Source organism: Candidatus Komeilibacteria bacterium CG_4_10_14_0_2_um_filter_37_10 (genome assembly GCA_002793075.1).
Classification (GTDB): domain Bacteria; phylum Patescibacteriota; class Patescibacteriia; order UBA1558; family UBA1558; genus UM-FILTER-37-10.
On sequence record PFPO01000038.1, the window covers coordinates 1 to 22,467 of the forward strand.

General features: G+C 35.6%; 25 protein-coding genes and 4 tRNA genes. All 29 read right to left on the minus strand.

Features of this window, described 5'->3' with window-relative positions:
* A partial coding sequence (locus tag COX77_01935) for a hypothetical protein (GenBank protein PIZ99250.1) occupies positions 1-277 on the minus strand: 277 nt, incomplete at its 3' end.
* A 111-nt stretch (positions 278-388) separates the two neighbouring features.
* Positions 389-462: transfer RNA gene (locus COX77_01940), tRNA-Trp, on the minus strand.
* A 12-nt stretch (positions 463-474) separates the two neighbouring features.
* Entirely contained in the window at positions 475-720 is a 246-nt protein-coding gene (locus COX77_01945) for a hypothetical protein (protein PIZ99251.1), read from the minus strand.
* A gap of 125 nt (positions 721-845) precedes the next feature.
* Positions 846-1,307: a hypothetical protein gene (locus COX77_01950; protein PIZ99252.1), complete on the minus strand. Its 462-nt coding sequence runs from the start codon at positions 1,305-1,307 to the stop codon at positions 846-848.
* Positions 1,308-1,321: 14 nt separating this feature from the next.
* The gene (gene rpmG, locus COX77_01955) at positions 1,322-1,477 is read right to left on the minus strand and encodes a 50S ribosomal protein L33 (GenBank protein ID PIZ99253.1); all 156 of its coding nucleotides are present in this window, start codon (positions 1,475-1,477) and stop codon (positions 1,322-1,324) included.
* A gap of 21 nt (positions 1,478-1,498) precedes the next feature.
* Positions 1,499-1,574: transfer RNA gene (locus tag COX77_01960), tRNA-Thr, on the minus strand.
* Between the two features lie 38 nt (positions 1,575-1,612).
* A complete protein-coding gene (locus COX77_01965; GenBank protein ID PIZ99254.1) occupies positions 1,613-2,473 on the minus strand; it encodes a DNA-formamidopyrimidine glycosylase in 861 nt (286 codons plus the stop codon).
* 1 nt (position 2,474) lies between these two features.
* Positions 2,475-3,815 carry a hypothetical protein gene (locus COX77_01970; protein ID PIZ99255.1) on the minus strand — a complete coding sequence of 447 codons (1,341 nt, stop codon included), beginning with the start codon at positions 3,813-3,815 and terminating at the stop codon, positions 2,475-2,477.
* A 439-nt stretch (positions 3,816-4,254) separates the two neighbouring features.
* Positions 4,255-4,341: transfer RNA gene (locus COX77_01975), tRNA-Tyr, on the minus strand.
* Positions 4,342-4,390: 49 nt separating this feature from the next.
* Positions 4,391-4,466 (minus strand) — tRNA-Thr (locus tag COX77_01980).
* Between the two features lie 23 nt (positions 4,467-4,489).
* The gene (locus COX77_01985) at positions 4,490-5,368 is read right to left on the minus strand and encodes a hypothetical protein (GenBank protein PIZ99256.1); all 879 of its coding nucleotides are present in this window, start codon (positions 5,366-5,368) and stop codon (positions 4,490-4,492) included.
* 15 nt (positions 5,369-5,383) lie between these two features.
* A complete protein-coding gene (gene kbaY, locus COX77_01990) occupies positions 5,384-6,238 on the minus strand; it encodes a tagatose-bisphosphate aldolase (GenBank protein ID PIZ99257.1) in 855 nt (284 codons plus the stop codon).
* 7 nt (positions 6,239-6,245) lie between these two features.
* Positions 6,246-7,019 (minus strand): hypothetical protein, encoded by a 774-nt coding sequence (locus tag COX77_01995; GenBank protein ID PIZ99258.1) that lies wholly within the window; start codon positions 7,017-7,019, stop codon positions 6,246-6,248.
* A gap of 1 nt (position 7,020) precedes the next feature.
* Positions 7,021-7,950: a hypothetical protein gene (locus COX77_02000; GenBank protein ID PIZ99259.1), complete on the minus strand. Its 930-nt coding sequence runs from the start codon at positions 7,948-7,950 to the stop codon at positions 7,021-7,023.
* Entirely contained in the window at positions 7,950-8,630 is a 681-nt protein-coding gene (locus COX77_02005; GenBank protein PIZ99260.1) for a pseudouridine synthase, read from the minus strand. The genes COX77_02000 and COX77_02005 overlap by 1 nt, the downstream gene beginning before the upstream one ends.
* On the minus strand, positions 8,631-9,293 hold the full coding sequence (scpB, locus tag COX77_02010; GenBank protein ID PIZ99261.1) for an SMC-Scp complex subunit ScpB: 663 nt from the start codon (positions 9,291-9,293) through the stop codon (positions 8,631-8,633). It lies immediately after the preceding gene.
* A 1-nt stretch (position 9,294) separates the two neighbouring features.
* The gene (locus COX77_02015; protein PIZ99262.1) at positions 9,295-9,999 is read right to left on the minus strand and encodes a hypothetical protein; all 705 of its coding nucleotides are present in this window, start codon (positions 9,997-9,999) and stop codon (positions 9,295-9,297) included.
* Entirely contained in the window at positions 9,999-10,526 is a 528-nt protein-coding gene (locus COX77_02020; protein ID PIZ99263.1) for a hypothetical protein, read from the minus strand. Before COX77_02020 ends, COX77_02015 begins: the two co-directional genes overlap by 1 nt.
* The gene (locus tag COX77_02025; protein PIZ99264.1) at positions 10,523-10,840 is read right to left on the minus strand and encodes a hypothetical protein; all 318 of its coding nucleotides are present in this window, start codon (positions 10,838-10,840) and stop codon (positions 10,523-10,525) included. Before COX77_02025 ends, COX77_02020 begins: the two co-directional genes overlap by 4 nt.
* Positions 10,841-10,857: 17 nt before the next feature.
* Positions 10,858-12,276: an aspartate--tRNA ligase gene (gene aspS / locus COX77_02030; GenBank protein PIZ99265.1), complete on the minus strand. Its 1,419-nt coding sequence runs from the start codon at positions 12,274-12,276 to the stop codon at positions 10,858-10,860.
* A 25-nt stretch (positions 12,277-12,301) separates the two neighbouring features.
* Positions 12,302-13,591, minus strand: a complete 1,290-nt coding sequence (locus COX77_02035) for an asparagine--tRNA ligase (protein ID PIZ99266.1) — start codon at positions 13,589-13,591, stop codon at positions 12,302-12,304.
* Between the two features lie 193 nt (positions 13,592-13,784).
* A complete protein-coding gene (locus tag COX77_02040) occupies positions 13,785-14,486 on the minus strand; it encodes a hypothetical protein (protein PIZ99267.1) in 702 nt (233 codons plus the stop codon).
* A 1-nt stretch (position 14,487) separates the two neighbouring features.
* On the minus strand, positions 14,488-16,677 hold the full coding sequence (locus COX77_02045) for a hypothetical protein (GenBank protein ID PIZ99268.1): 2,190 nt from the start codon (positions 16,675-16,677) through the stop codon (positions 14,488-14,490).
* Between the two features lie 20 nt (positions 16,678-16,697).
* Complete coding sequence (locus tag COX77_02050) at positions 16,698-18,428, minus strand: ferredoxin (GenBank protein PIZ99269.1); 1,731 nt, start codon at positions 18,426-18,428, stop codon at positions 16,698-16,700.
* Entirely contained in the window at positions 18,403-19,410 is a 1,008-nt protein-coding gene (locus COX77_02055) for a hypothetical protein (GenBank protein ID PIZ99270.1), read from the minus strand. The genes COX77_02050 and COX77_02055 overlap by 26 nt, the downstream gene beginning before the upstream one ends.
* 61 nt (positions 19,411-19,471) lie before the next feature.
* Positions 19,472-20,047: a hypothetical protein gene (locus tag COX77_02060; GenBank protein PIZ99271.1), complete on the minus strand. Its 576-nt coding sequence runs from the start codon at positions 20,045-20,047 to the stop codon at positions 19,472-19,474.
* Positions 19,974-21,185 carry a hypothetical protein gene (locus COX77_02065; GenBank protein PIZ99272.1) on the minus strand — a complete coding sequence of 404 codons (1,212 nt, stop codon included), beginning with the start codon at positions 21,183-21,185 and terminating at the stop codon, positions 19,974-19,976. The genes COX77_02060 and COX77_02065 overlap by 74 nt, the downstream gene beginning before the upstream one ends.
* Positions 21,186-21,291: 106 nt before the next feature.
* Positions 21,292-21,645, minus strand: coding sequence for a hypothetical protein (locus tag COX77_02070; GenBank protein ID PIZ99273.1), 354 nt, complete (start codon positions 21,643-21,645; stop codon positions 21,292-21,294).
* Between the two features lie 110 nt (positions 21,646-21,755).
* Positions 21,756-22,424: a hypothetical protein gene (locus COX77_02075; protein PIZ99274.1), complete on the minus strand. Its 669-nt coding sequence runs from the start codon at positions 22,422-22,424 to the stop codon at positions 21,756-21,758.
* Positions 22,425-22,467 lie beyond the last annotated feature (43 nt).

A 22,467-nucleotide genomic window follows, 5' to 3' on the forward strand; every position in this document is an offset into this window, starting at 1 on the left:
CGTTAATAATTTTACGCTCATCAATGTCTTGACTGATCAAAAAATATGAACTTACTAATTCAGTAAACAATTCGATAATATCTCCATCTAGGTCGTAATCTTCGCAGACCGATTCAATGCTGATTGGTTGAGAAAATAAATTTATAAGCTCTAGTGTTTCAAATGAAATTATTTTTGGTGATCCAAATAACGAATGCCAAATAACTAAGTTGTCATCCCCCTTGGCAATCTGCATAAACCTTGATTTTACTAATTTTTTCTTTACATCTAAGTACATTTTTCTGCCTCTTTTATGTTAATGTTCGACTAAAACAATCTTACAAGCACCCTCTTATAAAGTCAAATGTTTGTAATAAAAAAACCCAGCTAAAACTGGATCACAATCTCGTGGCAGGGGTGGTAGGAATCGAACCCACGCAAATGGTTTTGGAGACCATTGTACTACCATTATACGACACCCCCATTAATAATATTCTATTTTAATTTTAATCTTTTTAATAAACCATGATAAGATGAACCGTATTTTTTTAAATTTTTTTCTCTTGCTCTTGCTAAATCCTTGTTACTATACGATTCATAATAATATATCTTAACATCTTCTAACCTTCTCGTATAGAAAGATTTTCCGTTCTGATGTTCCCATAATCTTCTTTTTAAATCGTTAGAATAACCAATATATTTTTTTCCATTGGCATCTAATAATATATATACATGGTACATATTAATAAATATTAATAATTATGCACCCTGTAATAAATTATATTATATCTACCATTATATCCAGCTGCTCGCGAGCAGCTGGATATACGACACCCCCATTAATAATATTGTATTTTTTCTAACTGCTACTTTGGTATATTACTATTTTTTTGCCGTGCTTCATCAATATTTTTTTTCAACTCGTCCACCGATAATTGAAACCGACTAATCAAATCAGGCCATTTATTTAAAATTAGTTCAAATCGATTCTTTATTTCCCCAGTCTCTTCATTAAATGCTGGCGTACCACCAGTATAGCTTGTATCTTGAGGATCACCATATTCATTAAGCTTATTGGTATTAAGCCACTCATCAATTTTTTTCTTGCCTTCTTCTGTTAAGCTCGTCGCTGTCATTTTAATCAACTGTTCAGAATACTTCGTTGTTTGATCTTGGAACTCATCTGCCGCTTTGTTAGTTAGCTGTTGAGCATAGTCATTAACCTTGGCACCACTACGCCAAGATTGCCACCAACTGGCCACCTTAGCACCATAAAAATAATTGATAGCGATCAAAATCAATGCTAAAACAAATATTTTTTTTATCATAGAATTATGATAAATTACTTAGTCTCTTTATGCGGTGTGTGTTTGCGGCAATGAATACAGTATTTCTTCAATTCTAATCGCTGCTTAATAATTTTTTTGTTCTTCTTACTGTGATAATTAACGCGTTTGCATGCAGTGCATTCAAACTTGATAAGATTATCTTGTGACATAATCGGTACTTAATTAATTAATGGAGCCACTCGTCGGACTCGAACCGACAACCTACGGTTTACAAAACCGTTGCTCAACCAGTTGAGCTAGAGTGGCAAAAGCTTCATCAATAATAATATAAATAATTACTCTTGTCAATATTGGCAAAATTGGCAATAATGCGTACCGCGACCATGAAAACGTATCTTAGTAATCGCCTGACCACACTTGAGACAGCTTTTATTTTGACGTCCATACACTTTTAATCTATCTAGATAGTTGCCTTGGTGACCACTGGCGTCACGGTAATCAGAAAAGGTCGTACCACGATACTTTACTCCATTTTTAATAATTTTTTTTATCGCCAAAAAAATGTTTTTCTTTTCTTTTAGACGCAAACTACTAATAGTTCTGGTGGGTTTAACTTTGGCCGCGAAACAAATTTCATCAGCATAAATGTTACCAATGCCGGCAATCTTTGTTTGATCCAATAAAACAACTTTTAAAAACTTACTCTTATTTGCTTTACACAGTAATAACCAATAATCTAGAGAAAAATTATCAGCTAATGGTTCGGGCCCATAATGCTTTTCGATTAACGCAAATTCTTGCTGAGTGACTACTTGCCAGTAACCAAACCGACGACTGTCATTATAAAAGATGTTACTACTTCCCGATAAACGCAGAACTAAATGAGTGTGCATAGCGGGCAAAACTAAACTGCTATTTTTTTCTGCATGTCCCCCGCCAATTAAATGCTTTGAATCTTGAAAAAAAATCTGTCCGGTCATTCGTAAATGTACCAAGAGGTAATAATTATTAGATAAAATAAAAATTAATAATTTTCCCCTGCGGTCGACACGCTTAATGGTTTGATTTTGTAACCTTCGTTTAAAAGATACAACATTACCTTTCACTATGCTTCGATTACGAATAATTATTTGATTAATTTTTTTATGAACAATTAATTTATTTAAATCTTCACGGATTGTCTCGACTTCGGGTAATTCTGGCATTTTATTTTCTCTCCCATATCTCCAAAGAACCAACTTTAGTTTTTACTTGGTAATTAGCTGCTATATAATCATCAATTATATTTTTTTGATAATTAAATTTTCGCACCAACTCATAATTCGTGATCACAAAACCCGGTTGCTGATCAATCAATGTTTGATAATTATTTTGTAAAAAATAAGCGTTACCCTGAATGGTTTCTGGCACACTGGTAAAGTAAGGATTATCTTTACCTAAATCAAAATATAAACCCGGCAAAAATGGATGAGCGAAAATTTGTTCGGAACCGACAATATTATCAATAATTTTAAATCTGTCTTGATAATGGTAGATATTAAAATTATTAACACCTTGTAAAATACACGCTACTATTAAAAATGAAATCAAAAAATTTACTTGCTGGGATTTATTAGTCAAATAATTATTACTATAGTAAATAAATATTAATAATAATGGCCAAATATTAATGACTAAATGATTAAAATCAGGACGATTAAAAATAGAAAGTAATAAAAAGAATTGCAAAATAACTAACATTAAAATGATATTACGAGAACGATTGTGTTCGTGCCACCAACTATAAAAGCCAATTAAACAACATATAAATATAGCCATTAACCAAAAAATATAAGACACCTTATTCATTAATAAATAATCAGAGCTTACTAAAAGCAAATTGGTAAATTGCTGAAAACCAAAAAAAAGTATGGATAAAATAGACAAGGCAATAATTGGCAATAAGAATAATAAAATTTTCTTCATTTTGTCCTCTCTCGGCAAAAAGAAATACATAATCACCAAAAAGGCTAAAATTATCATCAGTCCCTTACTTTGCAAAAAATAGATTGTTAACCCAGAAAAGGAACTAGCTAACAATAAATCTCGTCGAGCCTGCTGATAAATAAATCGCCACAACCAATAAAAAGCTAGGATAACCGTTATGGTACTAAAAACATTGTGATTGATTAGAGCGGCGGTAAAAGATAACAAGTATAACCACCACAAAATAAATAATATGTATATTTTTTTCGTTAACTCTAGTGATTTGGTGAGCTGATATAAAAAATAAAAACCAAGTAATAACAATAAAATAGCGCCTATTTTAACTGCGTAATAAGTCATACCGAAAAACTTAAGAATAACAAAAATAAACAAAAAAGAACCAGGTGCCAAATATTCAAAGAAATCTTGGTATAACCTCTGCCCCTGGAGCATTTTCCCAGCGCCATTTATAACAACTCCCTCATCGGCATCCAAGGGGTGATAGGAGAATACAAAAAAAGTTAGTACTACCGTCAATAGTATTAATATATTTAACTTATTATTCTTTAATAATTGAAACATCCTGATCATAACTCTATAATCATTATATCAGGTCTTTGTTAAATACCATAAATAAAAATACACTTAACCTCGTCAAGCAGAGCTTGATTCGGCCCAAGTGTATTTTTAAAAGGAATAATTTATTGAACGGCAGAGTGCTTCAGAACAAGTCTGAAGCACGTAATGACAAGTAAATAAACCTATCTTTATATTTAATAAATAATAATGTATAACTTTCTAATCTGAGCGCACTTGGTCCGCCAAAGGCGGATAAGTGTGCGAAGAAAAGGAATATTGCTTGCGAGCTGAGTGGAGTGATTCAGACTTGTTAAAAATCTTCACTTGGTCTGATCCGCTTAGAGCGGAGAAGAAAAGTGAAGATTTTAAAGGAATAATTTATTGAACGGCGAAGTGGATCGAGCTAGACTCGATACACGCAGCTGTGAAATAAATTATGACGTGGTGGGCCGGGTAGGATTCGAACCTACGAAGGCGCAAGGCCAACAGATTTACAGTCTGTCCCAGTTGACCGCTTTGGTACCGACCCACAAATATTATAGACTCTACTCCAAACTATTAACTAACATAGATAGGAGTGGAGCCGATGCGCAGACTTGAACTGCGGACCTACTCCTTACCATGGAGTTGCTCTACCAACTGAGCTACATCGGCACAATTTACTGATCGAATCAGAACTATAATATTGCGATCTGTTCTTGATAATCGACAATCTTATTATTATCTGAATTAACTTCAATTAATTTACCTAGCGCGGCTTGTGCTGCTTTTTTATCTCGGTTAATTATACTGACTTGAATCAAAAAGTCAAGATGCCTAGGATTGTTACCATTTAATTCTAATGCTTTAGTTACATATTCCTGGGCCGTAACAAAATTTTCCTGCTGCTTATACAATACAGCTAAGTTAAAGTAATATTCGCCCTGTTGTTCACCTTGTTGTAAGGCAGCTAGATAATTTTTTTCGGCTTCTTTCAAATCACCACGTTCCTCAGCGATTGCAGCTAAATCGGCATAAATGTGCGCATTACTAGCTACTCGCAATAAATAATTATAAACCTCTATCGCTTGATCATATTGTTTAATCGTGCGATATAGCCGTCCTAATTTTTGATAAGCCTCAATATTTTTAGGATCAATCTTCAAAATATCAATTATCTTGGCCTCCGCTAAATCAAACTTTTCCTGATCCAAAAGATCTTGACACTCGATCATGAGGTGAGAAATTCTTTGATCTTGATCAACAGAATTCTTGAGATCTTGATGCCAGAGCTTATGACGATAAGACTCCTCTTTCTTATAGGCAATATTATAAAGCTTGGCAATTAAGGAGAGTGAATCTTGAAAAATATTAACTGCATAATGCCGACCTTGACCAGCAAATTGACGTCCCATTCGTAACAAACGCTGTTCATAAATTTCTTTTTTGGTGATTGCCTGTTGGACTCGGGGGCTGGATAGTGGATGGATAATACGTAACTGCGAAAAATGACGATATACTAAATATGCTATAGTTACTAAACTACAAATTAATAGGACAACAAAAAAATTAAACATATTTTTAGCGGGTAGCTATTTAAAATATTTAAGCTTTCGTGCTACTGTTTTACTAACCTCATTAACACTGGCGCCGAGCCAATCGCGTGGATCAATGTAATTATTTTTCTTCTGAAGTTCTCTTTTGGCGGCCGCAGTAAAAGCTAAGCGCAGAGAAGTGTCAATATTAACGATACTGATACCGTGTTTAATGGCTTTACGTAACTCCTGATCTGGTAAACCAGAGGCACCGTGCAGGACCAGAGGAATTTTAACTTGTTGATGAATCTGATCTAAAATATCAAAGTAAATCTTTTCTTTCCCGGGAAAACTTCCATGAAAAGTACCAACCGAAATAGCTAGGGTATCAACTCCGGTTTTTGTAACAAACTCTTTAGCTAATTTCGGGTCAGTTAAAAAATTTTTAATTTGCTCAAATTGAGCATGATATTTTACTAATCCTTCGCGACCTAACATTTGCCCCAATTCTGCCTGGACAAAAACGTTTTTTCGGTGAGCATAATCAACAACTTTTTTTGTTTTACGAATATTAGTACTGAAATCATCAACCGACGCATCAATATGTACCGAGGTGAAACCGATAGCGATACAATCTTTTATTAAATCAAAGTTATGACCATGATCTAAATGGACACTCATTGGTATGTCTTTCGCTTCACTCGTAACAACATCTTCAATAATATGCCAAGCTGTCTTTAGGCCAAGATAGGCAATGCTTTTCTCGGTCAATTGAATAATAATCGGTTGTTTTGCTTTTTTCGCTCCACGGACAATACCAAGTGTCATTTCATAATTAGCTGTATTAAAAGCAGGCAAACCAATCTTTTTTTTATGGGCAATGGATAATAGGTCTTGAAAATGAATCAACATATGATAATTATAATTTAATTATTTCTTTAAACGACTGCCAGCTGGTGCTGGCTCGACCAATCAATAAACCGTCAATTATGCTGGATTGCCAATAATCACGAGCTGATTGAGCGTTGATACTGCCGCCATATAATACAGAAATACTGCCCATTTGTAAATGGGTAAATCGAGACTGCTTTAGCAGATTCCTAATCATTAATAGTGATTTTTCTGTTTCTGCTAATGACAATGGCTTTGATTGGCCAATAGTCCAAAGCGGTTCGTAAACAATAATCACTTCTTTAGCTGGTAGAAAATATTTTTTATCTAAAATTGTATTTAGCTGGCGCTGTATTGCTTGCCTGGATCTATGACCCTTCTTATCTTGTAGCGACTCACCAATACAAATAATGGGAACTAAACCATGTTGTGTCACTAAGCCCATTTTCCCAGCCACACTACTATCAGTTTCACCATGATAAAGCCGACGTTCAGAATGACCCAACAACACATAGCGACAATGCTGTTGTTTTAAATCAACCACGCTCGTCTCTCCGGTTAATGCGCCCTGGATTTTACTGGCCACGTCTTGACCAGCGAGTACTATATTTTTTCCTGTAATCAACGGGGCAACTGATGAAATATTAATTATCGCCGGAGCAATGACAATCTTTTTATTAAGCAGATTAGTCGGATGTTGCTTAATATAATTTGTTATTTTTTTGATTGTTTGTAGGGACTCCTTTTGATTGAGCTCAATTTTCCAATTACCGATAATATATTTTTTTTTCATATACGACATATTAATTGTTAGTCCATTGATAGTTTTTAAAAGCCCAATAGGCTAAGGCTTTTGCCTCTTGGAAGCGATTTAATTGTCCGGTCGATCCCAAAACAACAATTAAAATTTTGTTACCTTTTTCATTTTCGAGAAGTACTGACAAACAACCACCAGCTTCTTCAATAAAACCGGTTTTACCGCCATCGACTTTTAAATAAGAATTTAAAAGAGTGTTAGTATTTTTGACTGTTATTAACTTTTTCTTATTATTTAGCCGCTGTAGTAAATATTCTTTTTGTTGCGTTATGTCTTGAAATATTTTTTTACTAAAAAAGTTTTTGCTCAATATTACAATATCGCTAACAGTAGACACGTTTTGATTCCGTAAACCATTAACATCAACAAACTGGGTTTGGATCATACCTAGTTGTTGAGCTTTATCATTCATCCGACCAATAAATTGTTCTCGGGACCAGCCAGTACTACGGGCAAGAGCATTGGCCGCTGTGTTATCCGAAGCCACTAATGTTAAATTAAGTAAATCGCTGACTAATATTTCGTCGCCAGTTTGCACAATATATTTACCACTAGGCTCGAAATCGTCGCTATTAATAGAAATTTTCTTACTCTGTTCAACGCTCGCATCAAGCCAAACCAAAGCCGTCATCATTTTTGTTAAACTGGCTATTGACCTTGTCTCGTTGGGACCCTTTTGCCATAAAGTAACGCCAGAATGCCAATCAATAATACTCGCTGCTGGCGCACTGATAGCCATGCCTAATGAATTATTATCAATACGCACTGGTACTTGATTCATGGTAACTATCTGTTGCCGCCTACTAATAGTTTGGTTGTCACTACTCTGTTCCGGATAGTACCAAAAACCACTTTGTAGTCCAGTTACTGCTTGCGTTACAATTATCAAATTAATTAACCAAGTCCAAAATTGCATTAAATAATATCTTCTTTAGTAATTAGTTGCCAATGATGACCTTTCATTTTACTAATGGGAAATTTACCCAGACGCACACGTTTAATCCCTACTACACGATAACCGCAACACTCAGCCATTCTTTTAATCTGTCTTTTAAAACCCTGGTGTAAAACAATTAATAACTGATACTCATCAACAATAGCAACTTTGTCCGCTATTGCCTTCCCCTCTTCCAAGATAATTCCCTTCAATAACTGATCCACAAATGCTGATTTAATTTTTGACTGATAACGAACCAGATATTCTTTTTCATGATAATAACGTGGGTGTAAAAATTTTTCGGTAAAATCTCCATCATTAGTGAATAACAATAGCCCCTCACTGTCATTATCCAATCGTCCAACCGGAAATAGATGCTGATATTGCTTGGGTAATAATTGATAAACCGTTGGTCGTTGCCAGGGATCTTTCTTAGTTGTTAAATAATTGGCTGGCTTATCTAAGAGCAAATAAATCTTTTTCTCCGGGGGAACTATTTGCTTGCCGTAAGCCTCAACAGTGTCTTTACCGACTTCAATCTGGACACCCATTTGCGAAATTACTTGCTGATTAACCTTAATTTTTCCTTGCTTGATTAAACCCTCCGCCTCCCGTCGCGAACTAAAACCGCAAAGTGATAAATACTTTTGTAAACGCATCTAGAAAATATTAATCTTCAAACCAGTATTATTTTTTACAGGGTTTTCTGGAAACTCCTCTACTGCTGTACTTACGGGAACTATCGGCTCTGGCGATACAGTATTGAATTGGTCGCTATCTTCCTCACTTTGTACTAATTGTTGTAAGTTCTTATTATTATTTAATTTTTCATAATCTGGTAATTCCGCCACGTTATTAATACCCATAAATTTAAGAAAATCAACGGTAACATAATAATATGTTGTCAGCTTTCGTTTATCTTCCTTGGCGATAATCAAACCCCTAATCATTAAGTTTCTTAAAATCAAACTACAATTAACACCTCTGATTTGCTCCAATTCAGACTTACTAATTGGTTGGCGATAAGCGACAATCGTTAATGTTTCCAGCGACGGTCGGCTGAGCTCGCCGGTTGTTTCATCTTGCAAATATTTTTTAATTGTCTCGCTAGCATCCGGACTAGTCGTTAACTGAATGACACCAGCATTCTCAATAACACGCAAGCCGCTATCCGGACCATTGTATTTATCTTTTAAATCTTGCAGGGAGGCACTGATTAATTCCGTGTTTTCGACCTGTAAAATTTCTTTGATCTTACTAATCTTCAAAGGCTTACTAGCTATTAATAATAGACTTTCAATTTGAATCGTTGTCTTATTCATCTTAACTTTGGGCTATTTTTTTAATCGTAATATTGCCGAATAAATCATTTTGCTCGGCTTCAATATCTTTTTGTTTAACCAACTCCAACATCGCCAAAAAACTGATAATAACATCTGTGCGACTGCCCTGCTTTAATAATTTACGGAAATCAAAAGTGATGGCTTGTTTAATATAATTTTTAATTTGGTTTATCTTCTCGGTTACCGTTATCGTCTTTTCAATAATACTGCGAGGTATATTAATGATTGGCTCCAAACGCCTGAGAACTTGAGTAAATATTTCCGCCATGTTTTGCAGTGGTAGATTGGTCGGTGGATAGAATCCGCTTTCGAGCTGATGAGAGAAGGGTAACAAACGAGAATACATAAATTTTTCCTGTTTAACCATCTTCTCTAATAATTTGCTGGCATCATGATACTCTTTGTAAATCTTCAGCTGTTGCTCTAAATCCGCTATATCTTGATCCTCTTCCAAGACAGCTAAGGGTAATAACTCTTTAGATTTTAAATATAATAATTTAGCGGCAATTAATAAAAAATCGGCGATCTCTTCGGGGTTAATGGCCGCTGCCGAATGGATGTATTCAACGTATTGGTCAGTGACTTGCGCTAATGCTACTTCGGTAATCGGTAACTCTTGATCTTCAATCAACTGCAATAGCAAATCTAATGGACCTTCAAATTTTTCCAATTTTATTTGATACATTACTTTTTCTTTTTGTTTTTTACTTTCTTAACTTTTTTCTGTGGTTTAACTTTTTTAAATTTTTTCGTTACTGCAAATACACCAACTTGCATTTCGCTAGTTTTCAGAAAATCTTTCACAGACAGTTCTAAACTGTTAATTAAACTACCAGTAGAAAATACTGCTTTCTTGCTCTTTAATAAACTCTTATCAACGATACTGGCTATGTGATGGATAAAACCGAAAGAGCTAAGGGTGCCTGGTTTTATTTTAAGAACTTTAACAATCGCTTTCTCACTCGGAATCTCTACCTTAGCCACCTTTAAAATTCTAGCCAGCTTTTTTAAATCTATATTTTTGCTGGCTGGCACGTGAACCAAAAAATGATCTTTACCAGCTTTCACTAATAACGATTTCGTAATTTGCTCCAATTTTCTTTTCATTGTTTGGGCGGCATCATAGGCCGTAAAAACCGGTCGATGTTCCACTAAATTATATTTAATACCCAGGTCATCAAGTTTTTTAAATAATTTTGCTGGTACTTTCATAATTTTTTATGTTTATTTATTAAAAATGGCAATTCTTCTTGAAAACCTAACAATATTTTGGCTTGCCGTTGACCACGTGCTGTTAATTTTACTTCTGTTATAAACCATTTGCATTTAGTACGTTCCCCATAACCTTTCAATAAACCGCGCTCAATCAATCGTTCCAAACTTTTAGAAATTATTTTTACTCTTAAATCTCCCTTCACGTTTTGCTTGTATCTTTCATAAAACTTTTCAAAACGACGACGACCAATTTTTTTTGCCTCTGATAACGTTTCTTTTAAAATATACTTTTGTAAATTAGATAAGGTCATCAGATTTATTTTAATATCTATTCTTTTTTTAATTCAATACCTAGCTCATCTAACTGCTTCTGGGCTACCGTGGATGGTGCGTTCATTAACGGATCACGGACATCGCCGGTTAAAGGGAAGGCAATTACTTCCTTGATACTGCGTTCACCACACAAAATAGAAACTAGTCGATCAAAACCAGGAGCAATGCCACCGTGTGGTGGTACGCCATAAGTAAAGGCTTCTAGTAAATGACTGAATTTCTTTTTATCTTCAGCGGTAAAACCGATTAAATCAAAGATTTTTTCTTGCATTTTTGGATCATGAATCCTGATACTACCACCACCAACCTCCCAGCCATTCAAAACCAAATCATGCTGATAGGACCGTACTTTACCTGGGTCACTATCCAGTAAAGGGATATCCTCTTCTCGCGGTGCCGTAAACATGTGATGTGATGGCGCCCACTTATCACCAGCGCCGTAAAAATAATCTTCGGCTGTCTGCGGTGTAAACAAAGGAAAATTTATGATGTAGGCAAAAGCTAATTCGTTAGGATCGTCTTTATTCACCCTTAAATCTGGTTTATCAGTACCATATTTTTTTACTACATCTTGATAATTTAAACGCGGCCATTTAGTAAAGGTCATCTTTTTCGTGGGAAATATTGCACTAATCATTTTCGTAAACATTTCCTCTACTAAATCCAAAATCTGTTCTTGCTTCATAAAGCTCATTTCCATATCAATTTGATAGAACTCTCCCGGACTGCGATCGGCGCGCGCGTCCTCGTCGCGAAAACAAGGGGCAATCTGAAAATAACGATCCATTCCCGCCACCATTAATAACTGCTTGTACTGTTGCGGTGATTGAGGCAGAGCAAAAAATTGACCATGATGTACTCGCGATGGTACCAAATAATCTCGCGCGCCCTCGGGTGTTGATTTAGTTAAAATCGGTGTATGAATTTCAATAAATCCTTGATCCGCTAAATAGTTTCGCACAAAAATCATCACCTTGTTACGCGTAACTAGATTATTCTTCATCCGAATATGTCTTAAATCAAGATAACGATATTTGAGTCTCAGCTCTTCATTGGCTTGCCGATCTTCGTTAACTATTTCAAATGGTGGCGTAGCGGCTTCGTTCAGCACTTCAATCTTCTTTGCTAAAATTTCGATTTTACCGGTAAGCGAATCGGGATTAATCTGTTTCTCATTCCTATTTTGTACTACCCCCCAAACAGAAACTACATATTCAGATCTAATATTTTTTAGAGCCTCTTGTGATTTTTCATCTAATTCTGCCGGTACACCAACTACTTGTAATAAACCCCAGCGATCTCGTAAATCAAAAAAAACAATTTTGCCCATATTACGACGGGCATGTACCCAACCTTGCAATAATACCTTCTGTCCTCCCTGGTCTATTGTTTCTATTGTTTTAATTCGTTGCATAGTAAAATTAGTTATCTATAATAAATTATGGTTCTAATCTGTTAATCATTCTGGGAAATGGTATAGTTTCCCGAATATGATGAGTACCACACATCCAACCTACCAAGCGCTCTAAGCCAATACCAAAACCACTGTGGGGTACACTACCGTAGCGGCGCGTATCTAAATACCATTGAAAATACTCGACAGGCAAATTATGTTCCTTGATCCTGCTAAGTAACTCTTCATAATCATCTTCGCGCTGACTGCCGCCAATAATCTCACCGAATCCCTCAGTAGCAATCAAATCAGCACACAATGCCACATCACCCTGACGTTTCATATAAAAAGCCTTAATCTTAGCTGGCCAATGAGTGACAAAAATTGGTTGATCAGAATCACTGGTTAATAATGTTTCATCGTCAGCACCCAAGTCATCATCACTTTTAATATCAGAACCCATTTTATTTAATTTCTGGACAACTTCAGCGTGTGTCAATCTGGTAAATGGTAACTGAATTTTTTGCAGTGGTCCTAAATCTCTTTCTAAAATTTGTAACTCTACTTTATTTTTATTTAAAACTTGTTGAATAACAAAGTAAATTAACTGTTCCTGCAGGGCTAAATTATCTTCGTGCCGATAAAAAGCCATCTCAGCGTCCATCATCCAAAATTCTGTTAAGTGTCTTCTGGTCTTGGATTTCTCCGCACGAAATACTGGACCAAAATCAAATACCTTGCCATGAGCGGCAATCGCTGCCTCTAAATACAATTGGCCTGATTGCGATAAATAAGCTTTACGTTCACCAAAATAATCAATTTCAAAAAGCTCCGTAGTTCCTTCGCAAGCGCTGGGTGTTAAAATAGGTGAATCAATTTTAGTAAAACCATCATCATTTAAAAATTGATAAATCGCGTTAATTATGGTATTACGAATTTTCTGAATAGCAACTTGCTTAGAAGAACGCAACCAAAGATGGCGTTGGTCTAATAAAAAATCAGGTCCGTGTTCTTTGTTACCAATCGGATACTCAGCAGCAATATGCACGATTTCAACTTTTTGTACCTGTACTTCGTATTGATCTGCATGTTTGGGATGCTGACTGATTATACCAGTAACGAGAACAGAGCTTTCTAAGGTTAATTGCTGACAATTTTGCCATGTTTGTGCATCAACTTGATCTTCGGCAACCACTGCTTGCAAATATCCCCAGCCATCTCGCAACTGTAAAAAAAAGATTTTGCCACTACTGCGCAAATTGGCTACCCAACCGCGCACAGTAACTTGTTGCCCAATATGTTTACTGGCCAAATTAGAACGAAATTCTTCTGTCATAATGGCTATATTATAATATTTTTTTATTATAATTGGCAACTAGCAAAATGTTTGACAAAAATAGTAAAAAATATCAATCACAATTTGAAATTACTGGCAAAATATCTTAATAATCACTACGGGCAAAATCAGATTAATAATTACGAAACTCAAAACAGACTGCCATAGAATCAGTTTTTTGATATCCCTATACCTATGAATGAGAATATTTATTCAACAGACCAATAATATAATTTTTATATTTTTGCTGACTAGCTAACGAGTTATTCATTTCTAGGGCCAAATAATGACCAAAATATTTTAGCGGAATTTCCCGCAAGTAGCTAAGCTGATTAATCGATCGAACGTAATGCAGATCATACCGCCGGCGATGGGAATAGCCATTTAAATGGTTACAGCCAACTGGATATTTCTTGATTAACTTATTTATTACCTCCCATTCTAATACTCCCCGATCCCGCGCTGACCAAAGATGAGAAAAATCTAAACAGAACCCACCAACTTTATTTAAATTAACTAATAACGATGCTGGTATTCTATTATTATAATTAAATTCAATATACATGTGGGGCCAATATTTTTGTGGCCAACTCTTTAAATGAACTAGCGATCCTTCGTGTACATTAAAATAACGTGTCTGATATTGGTTCCAAAAATAATCCAGTTCCCAGCTCTGAAAATCATCACGAATATGAACAAATGGTACGGTTGTTATTTTGCTGTGGTTCAGTGCTAAATATAATTTTTTACGTTCTCCGATACCCACAAACTCCGGAAAGCAGGCCACAGTGCGCTCCCCCATGCGATCTGCTTCTCTAATTTTATACTGGTAGGAAAAATTAGGACAGGTGGTAATATTTAATAAAATTCTCTGAGACCAATTATTTTCTGTCATATTATTTTAAAATCTCCACGTCACTCTTTTTTTCCGTCGACCAACCTAATACTTTAACATTTTTTAAATCTTCTATCTTGTTGACTTTTAAATACTGATTGGAAAAAGTATATAAATAATCATCAATATATAGAGCACGCTTAACAGTATTATCATAATACTCATAGCCACCCCAACTATCAGGACCAGATACACGCCCGCCGTCTGAGTGATCCACTTCGCCTTTCAATTCAAAACCTGATTTAGTTACTTTTAAAACTAGAGCGCCACTAAAATTAAGCTGACCGTACATGTCGGGCCGACTTGCTTTAGTAACACTAACTGGTATCACTAACAGATTTTTGTTAGCAGCAAAAAGAAATGCCTTATGATCATAAAGAGCGATGGAGTCGCTACCGCTATCACCCAGTAAATAAGTATCAATCTCTCGGGGCGAACGCACATTACTCACATCAAACAAAGAAAACTTTAATCCTTTAGTGCGCACACCACCATTGGGCATTTCTTCTGTATCTTTACCAATACCAATAAGCGTATTTTCATCATAAGGATGTAAATAATTGGAAAAACCAGGAACTTTTAACTGCCCTAACACCACCGGTTGTCTAGGCTCGGACAAATCAATAACGAACAACGGATCAGTTTGTTGAAAAGTTACTAGATAAACTCGATTACCCATAAAACGGGCGGCATAAATTCTTTCACCCTGAGCTAATTTCTCCACCGATCCTGCTATTTTTAGATTACTATCAAGAATAAAAATATTGGCATAGGATGATTGGTTGTCACTATCAGCAAAACGTGACCAACTACGACTCTTGGTTGTTGCCACTCGCAAATAACCATCTTGTTCGTCAAAAGAAAATTGGTTGAGAATGGTACCACTAATCTCGCCGTTACCTAAATAATTCAGTTTATTACCATCGATTGCTATCTTATGAATTACTGTTTTTTCTAACTCCTTATATAAATCTGAATATTTTTCTTTAATCTGTTGCTCAATATCTTGCCGCCACTTTTCTTGCTCACTGACAGTTAAAAAAGAAAGGTAACGATTAATAATAGTTGCTATTTTAATCTGCTTCTCTTCGGTCGATAAAATATAATTCTCTGTAGCTTCAATCTTGCTAATTTTATCTTTATCACTACTGGCTAATTGCGGCCAAACCAGTTCTTTAGTAATAGTCATTTCAATCTGATTTTCATCTAAATATTTAGTATAGGATAAATAAATATTTTTATTGGACACGTATAAATTCTGCGTATCAGACATTAAATAAATATTTTCGTTCATAGCTTCGTCAATATTTTTGATATTAACCGCCATTACTGAGGTTAAATTATAATTGGTATAAGGATAATCAAAATAATAAATATCAGGTTGTAAACAGCCAGTTGTTTGTCCGGTACATACCCTGCTGATTTCCCGATCACTATCCAATACTCTAGGCAATGTCGGTTCTGATCCGGTAACAATATAATTGTAATTTTGTGTTAAAAAATATACGTAATCACCGATCATTCTCGCATCACGATAGTTGCCCTCCAGTGTTAAATCTTTTATCTGCTCCGGATTACTACGATCCGTCAAATCAAAGACTTTAAAAAATGTATAGCTATTACGGCGAATAAATGTTTTGTAAATTTCTCGCTGCGGCATTTGCTCATCTAAGCCAAAAACAATCAGTCGGTTGTCGCTAATAAATAAATCTTGCGGTCGCGATGTGAATTTGATCCTACTGACAATCTTGGTTTGTTCCGCCGGTACAGCGTCAATAATATAAAGAATGTTATAAACTAAAGCATAAAGATACTTCCCGTCACTTTTGATAATATCTGGTTCGTCAACACCAGCTACCTGAATATTGGTTTTGGAAAAATCAACACTAGCCTCTGGTGCCTTGAGGGAATTTGTCGATTGACTACCGGCGGCGTCTTGGGCTAACATTGCTACTTCTCCACGCATCATATCGCTACGAAGATAATTGTTGCTTATGGGATTATCCGTTAAATATTGTTTAAACTCCTCGGGGTTATTAAATTTTTTTATTTTACTTTGTGAAATAAGTTGCTGTTGTAAGGTATTTTGATTGAGGGGTGTATTGGTATTAACTGATTGATTTTTTTTACTACTAAAAATACAACCACTTAATAACAAGGGTAAAAATAAAATGATAGCTATTTTTTTCATTGGTATTTTATATTATTAGTTTAATCAAATTTCTTTTTTACTGTGTAGGTCGTAAACAAAATTCTTTCTTGTTCTTGCCTGGTCAATTTTGCAATATAGTTATTCATAAAATCCTGAACCACGGGATTGTCGTGAGCTTTTCGTACTTTCATCTTACTATCATGCCGATACAAACCCGCTGTTCTCTGACTAACAATCTTCTGGGTATGAGGAATGGGTTGACCGCCACCACCGATACAACCGCCAGGACAAGCCATGACTTCTATATATTGATAAGCCTGGGGATCGTTTTTCAGCTCCGCAATTAACAAAGCTGCGTTTCTGACAGTTGCTGCCACTGCTACTTTTAATTGGCGATCGCCAAAATCGATTTCTGCTTTTTTAATTCCCTGCCTGCCGCGCACCTGTTTAAATTCCAATTTTTTTAAAGCCTTACCAGTATACTGTTCATAAGCCGTTCGCAAGGCTGACTCCATGACACCACCGCTAGCACCATAAATAGCACCGGCGCCGGAATATTGACCCGGCAAATCAACATCACTTACCGGTAGTTGATCAAGGTCAATGCGTCGTTGCTTTAACCACACGGCAAACTCTCTAGTCGTGATGACATGATCAACTGGCCAGAGACCATTAATTTTTAATTTCGTGTGTCGGGCTTCATACTTTTTGGAAGTACAGGGCATAATAGATACAACTACTATATTTTTTGGTTTCACGCCCTCCTCTCGAGCCCACCAAGTTTTGTAAGCCCCACCCGAGTGAATATGTGGTGAACGAGCACTGGTTAAATTATTTATTAATTCTGGGTGATAAAATTCCACATACTTAACCCAGGCTGGACAACAAGCAGTAAACATCGGTAAATTTTTATTTTCCTTTAGCCTCTTTAGTAATTCAGCTGCTTCCACTAACGTGGTAATATCGGCGCCCATATTCACGTCAAAAACATAATCAAAACCCAACTGCCTTAGTGCCGTATAACATTGTCCGGTCAAATCAGTACCCGGTGCTAAACCAAACTCTTCGCCAATACTACATCGTACTGATGGTGCCATTTGAGCAATCACTATTTTTTTATTGTCTTCAATACTATCAATGACATCGGCTAATTGATTTTGCTCATGAACAGCACTCACGGGGCAGTGTGCTGTACATTGGCCACAATAAATACAATCAACTTTGGCGTCTTTACTGGTCTCCACGGTGGTCAGAGTGCCCTGATCTACTAGCTGTAAATAACCAATGCCGATCTGATCGCAAATAGATGCGCACTGATTACAGGCTATGCAAGCAGCTGGATTTATTTCCGCTGCCACATTTAACTTCTGAATCTTTTCTTTAATTTTTGTTTTAATAATAGCGGAGAAGTCCAACTGATATTTTTCTATTAACTTATTGGTTGGGCAATCAAACTTTTGTTGACAACGCCAACAATTAGCTTGGTGATTGGCTAATAATAATTGCAGGTTTTGTTGACGTAATTGTTGAACGTCCTTAGTATCGGTTGTTATGGCTAAATCCTTAGTAGCTCGTAAAGTGCAAGAGGTTAATACCTTACCATCACTATCTTCCACTAAACAAATACGACAACCACCAAATACTGGTAGATCCTCATGCCAACATAGATGGGGAATATCAATCTTATTACGTTGCGCAACGCTCAGCATACTCTCACCCGGAAGAGCTAAATACTTCTTTTTATTAATATAAACGGGAACTTTTTTAACTGGCATAATAGTTAATAACATTTTGATAATAACTGTTCACTGCTTGCGCTAAAGAGCTACCTAAACCACAAAAAGATGTTTTCTGCATTAAATTAACTAAGGCTAATGTTGCCTCCCAATCAATATCTTTTTTCTTTCTTATTTGTTGCCATAGTTGATAGCTACCGAAACGACACGGCGTGCAATGACCACATGATTCTTGCTGATAAAAATCAAACCACTTATACAATAATTCGTGGGGTTTAATAGTTAAAGGATAGATTTCAATACTACCAGCACCAATCATTTTCTGCTTGGCTAATTGATCGTCACGTAATACTAAACCACTGGCACTACCGCCAATTTGTGCGATAAACGAAAAATCAGGATAATTGTTAGTAATTTTCAATATTTCGCTAATTGATAAGTCGTTAGCTAGATGATAAACGCCTCTTTTCTTTATCTTACCGGATAAACAATAAAATCTTTTGTTTTCATATTTACCTTGGGCGACTTGGGCAATGTCATAAAACGTTTCGACGTTTTGTACTAGTGTTGGACAACCAAACAAACCATTTTCCGCTGGATAGGGTGGCCGAATTCTTGGCTGCCGGCGTTTACCCTCAATACTATTTAATAATGTTGTTTCCTCACCACCGATGTAGCTAGGTTCTTCCTGATAAATAGTTATTTGATATCCTGACGCTTGATATTGTTCTACTAATCTCATCAATGACTTGCTAATCTTTGAATAATATTTTTTATTTAAATTAAAAAAAACCTCTGTACTATTTAAATAATCAAGAGCCGTTTGCAAACCAATAAATACTTGGTCTAAATAATTTTCTAATATGTAGATATCTTTAAATAATCCTAGCTCTCCTTCACTAGCATTAACAACAACTATTTTTCGTTTACCTTTGGCTTTTTTCACGGATTGCCACTTCAAAGCAGTAGGAAAACAAGCTCCTCCTCTACCGATTATTTGATTTTTTTGCAACAAAGCAATAATATTTTGTTTCATTTTCGATTGTATTATAACACAAAAATAAAAAAACCAGGAACTTAATGTTCCTGGAATGGGTTTATAGTGTCTTTTTAAGACTACCCTGAAAAAGTGGCTCGGAAGTATTTAGGTTATACTCCACGCCAACTGAGTAGGACCAATTATCACCAAGGTTGTTACCGTAAAAAGTTCCCGGTATGTGCTCTGGTTTATTCTGTAAAAAATGTAACAAAGAATAACTAACTTGAAAATTACCAATCTTGACAAGGAGAGCATTGAAACCAAATAACATTTTTACTTTCCAAGCTGGATGTTCTGGCTCACCGGCACCGATAGCTAACCAATGTAAGGTGCTGAGAAACTCTGTGGGAGTAATCACGATCTTTGGGCCGCCCCAAGGAGTATTCTTAAAAAATCCACCGCTAGCGGATACACTGATGACGTCATGTGGCCAACAGTAAGCAGCATACGCTCTAGTATGATTACCAACTATGGATAATTTATTATCATTTTCTTGAACAAAAGTTAAATTGATGTCGTAACCAGAGGTAACTGAACCTTTGCCCAAACTAGTAGTGATACTAGCTAGCTTGAACTGAGCAGATACGGTTGATATCAAACCGACAACTAATAATATAACAATAAAATTTTTCACTTTTTTTTCCTATTAATTTAATAAGTTGATAAATAAATTCCGATGAATTTAATCGCTCAACTATCTTAATAGGTATGTGATCAATCCGTTGCCGATAACCGTAAATAATACGCTTGACTATCGCGTGCGTTATTACCCAGATCGTCTGATAGATAAAAACAAATTGAGACTGACTATCCAAATCGTGGCTCGCGATATTTTCTGAACTTTGTATGGGTGAGGCTTTATTAACTAACTCCACCATTATTACTGACGAAGTGGTTTTTATTTGCTTGGCTGTCAATGACTGAGGTATCAACATCACTAATAATGTTACCATTAAAGCAAATAATAATGATCTTCTGGCCACACCATATCGTAATGTGATTTGTTCCTGATATTTTTTTCTCTGGAGCTTACTGGTGACAAATTGCTTAATGACAGCGATTTCATCCGGCGCCAAAGAGCTAAATGCTTTATCTTTAGCTGCTCGCAAGATAGCTTCGCCATATACATTACGACCAAAATTTTTGAATCTGATGTACCAAATGACGCCAATCGTTAGCGGATAAATAATAACTGCTAAACAAAAACTAATCGGATTGTGCAAGATGATTCGCTTCTGATCTTGATATTGCCAGAGAAATAAAAGAATTAAAGCTAGTGGCAGATTCAAAAAATAGAAACGTAGTATTTTGTTAATTAGCCAATGACCAAGACCAATTTGTTGGATAATTTGTAGCCAAATAATTGACTCATGATTAACCAACGGATCTTTATAAAGCTTGGCCTCGCGATCAACCTCTTTGGTAGTGAATTTATTTTGCTGCAACCCATCATTTATGATAGTTTGTAACTCCATAATTTTACCAAAAGCTGGTCGCCAACTAAGCGCTACGGATTGTTCGTCGATTAAACGTAAATCGGAAAAATAATCTTTGGGTCTATATTGGTGACCATCTTTAATCTTTTGCTTGGCTATCGAGATACGTTCCTGAATAAAACGTTCGATGACCATGGTTCGTCTTTGTTGCTCCTGTACTGGTGGTGTATTAGTAGAATCTTCAATTACATAATTGAATAAATTCCCAACACCAAGATTATACAGAAAAACAAGAAATATCAGCGTCTTAACCAAGGCGGGAATTTTATTGTACATTGAATGCTCCTACGTAAATTGTTAAAGAATTTAATATCCTATAGTAGCAAATTAATTCAACTTTGTCAAGGATAAAAAAAGCGCCTTGTTCAGACGCTTTATGAATTTAATTAGCAAATAGTGATGGCTCCTGATAAGCTAATATTTTTAAAATACTTTCATCAGGGATCACTTGTTGTATTGGTGGTCCGTGCCACTTTTCAATAGGCAAACGTCGCACCTTAGCTATCTTTCCTTGCCAATCAACCAGTCTTGACTTAATACCAATAATGATCGAAAAGATAGACAACAAATTGTAACTCTCATTGGGATATTTAGCCCGACAATAGCTTTCATAATCTTTAGCTATTAACATAGCTTCATCATCACTATCTGCGTCAAAGCTAAAACACTTACTGTGTGGGTATTCGCTCGAATGCAGCACTCGATTATGCCAATCAAAAACAATAGCATATTTCATACAATCTCCAATTTAATGTACTTATCTATAGCTAATCAAATTAACGACAAAAAGTCAATCCAGCCATTCACGAATGGCTGGATTGTTTAATCTCTCACAATATATATATTTTAGGCTCTTCCTGGCTTCTTAACCTTCTTCGCATTCTTTTCTGCTAACTTCACTTCCCATTCGGCATCTTCCTTTAATTTCTTAGCTAGTCCTCTTTTACCTTCCGCTACCATCTGCTGTTCTTTCGCCGCAATAATATAACGATTTATCTTCTGATTTAATAATTTAAAAATTTTATCTTTCTCAATTCTATCAATTTTCTTAAAATTAACAAAATCCTTATCATAAATTTTTCGAATAATAACTTTCAACCATTCTTTCTTTTGTTCTTTATTGACATTAACATATTTTGTTTTCCAAGCCTCAACCGGTTCTTCATTTACAGCACTATCGTCTTTCGTTTCACCATACTTGGCTTTTAATTCATCTAGTTCCTTACTGTTTTCACCGGTTGCCTCGCGATCAATTTTATCTAAAATCTCATCTTCCATATTAGAACTATGTTCATCAGCGACTTCATCAGCATCCCATTCGTCATGTCCTTTTCTTAATTTTGTTTTAGCTTCTGACTTGGCTTCAAACTCGGCCAATAAATCTTCAACAGGATCCTCGGATACCATTTCGCTTTCGTTGAGTCTTAATGAATCTCTTTCACCTTTTTCAGGATTGTGTGTTGTTACTTCATTACTCTTACCAATATCCTCAAATAATTTGTTAAAATTGAACATCTTCTTTATTTAAATAATTAATTATTGTTATGATAGCATAAAA

Bases quoted from the DNA above. Each gene is read 5' to 3' on its own strand.
- COX77_02070 (PIZ99273.1), bottom strand. From the start codon at position 21,645: ATGAAATATGCTATTGTTTTTGATTGGCATAATCGAGTGCTGCATTCG.
- COX77_02020 (PIZ99263.1), bottom strand. From the start codon at position 10,526: ATGAAAGTACCAGCAAAATTATTTAAAAAACTTGATGACCTGGGTATT.
- COX77_02045 (PIZ99268.1), bottom strand. From the start codon at position 16,677: ATGAAAAAAATAGCTATCATTTTATTTTTACCCTTGTTATTAAGTGGT.
- COX77_02005 (PIZ99260.1), bottom strand. From the start codon at position 8,630: ATGCGTTTACAAAAGTATTTATCACTTTGCGGTTTTAGTTCGCGACGG.
- COX77_02025 (PIZ99264.1), bottom strand. From the start codon at position 10,840: ATGACCTTATCTAATTTACAAAAGTATATTTTAAAAGAAACGTTATCA.
- COX77_02050 (PIZ99269.1), bottom strand. From the start codon at position 18,428: ATGTTATTAACTATTATGCCAGTTAAAAAAGTTCCCGTTTATATTAAT.
- COX77_02035 (PIZ99266.1), bottom strand. From the start codon at position 13,591: ATGACAGAAGAATTTCGTTCTAATTTGGCCAGTAAACATATTGGGCAA.
- kbaY (PIZ99257.1), bottom strand. From the start codon at position 6,238: ATGTTGATTCATTTTCAAGACCTATTATCCATTGCCCATAAAAAAAAG.
- COX77_01965 (PIZ99254.1), bottom strand. From the start codon at position 2,473: ATGCCAGAATTACCCGAAGTCGAGACAATCCGTGAAGATTTAAATAAA.
- COX77_02015 (PIZ99262.1), bottom strand. From the start codon at position 9,999: ATGTATCAAATAAAATTGGAAAAATTTGAAGGTCCATTAGATTTGCTA.
- COX77_02040 (PIZ99267.1), bottom strand. From the start codon at position 14,486: ATGACAGAAAATAATTGGTCTCAGAGAATTTTATTAAATATTACCACC.
- scpB (PIZ99261.1), bottom strand. From the start codon at position 9,293: ATGAATAAGACAACGATTCAAATTGAAAGTCTATTATTAATAGCTAGT.
- COX77_02075 (PIZ99274.1), bottom strand. From the start codon at position 22,424: ATGTTCAATTTTAACAAATTATTTGAGGATATTGGTAAGAGTAATGAA.
- COX77_02000 (PIZ99259.1), bottom strand. From the start codon at position 7,950: ATGCAATTTTGGACTTGGTTAATTAATTTGATAATTGTAACGCAAGCA.
- COX77_01950 (PIZ99252.1), bottom strand. From the start codon at position 1,307: ATGATAAAAAAAATATTTGTTTTAGCATTGATTTTGATCGCTATCAAT.
- COX77_01945 (PIZ99251.1), bottom strand. From the start codon at position 720: ATGTACCATGTATATATATTATTAGATGCCAATGGAAAAAAATATATT.
- COX77_02055 (PIZ99270.1), bottom strand. From the start codon at position 19,410: ATGAAACAAAATATTATTGCTTTGTTGCAAAAAAATCAAATAATCGGT.
- COX77_01995 (PIZ99258.1), bottom strand. From the start codon at position 7,019: ATGTCGTATATGAAAAAAAAATATATTATCGGTAATTGGAAAATTGAG.
- COX77_02065 (PIZ99272.1), bottom strand. From the start codon at position 21,185: ATGTACAATAAAATTCCCGCCTTGGTTAAGACGCTGATATTTCTTGTT.
- rpmG (PIZ99253.1), bottom strand. From the start codon at position 1,477: ATGTCACAAGATAATCTTATCAAGTTTGAATGCACTGCATGCAAACGC.
- COX77_01970 (PIZ99255.1), bottom strand. From the start codon at position 3,815: ATGTTTCAATTATTAAAGAATAATAAGTTAAATATATTAATACTATTG.
- COX77_01985 (PIZ99256.1), bottom strand. From the start codon at position 5,368: ATGTTTAATTTTTTTGTTGTCCTATTAATTTGTAGTTTAGTAACTATA.
- aspS (PIZ99265.1), bottom strand. From the start codon at position 12,276: ATGCAACGAATTAAAACAATAGAAACAATAGACCAGGGAGGACAGAAG.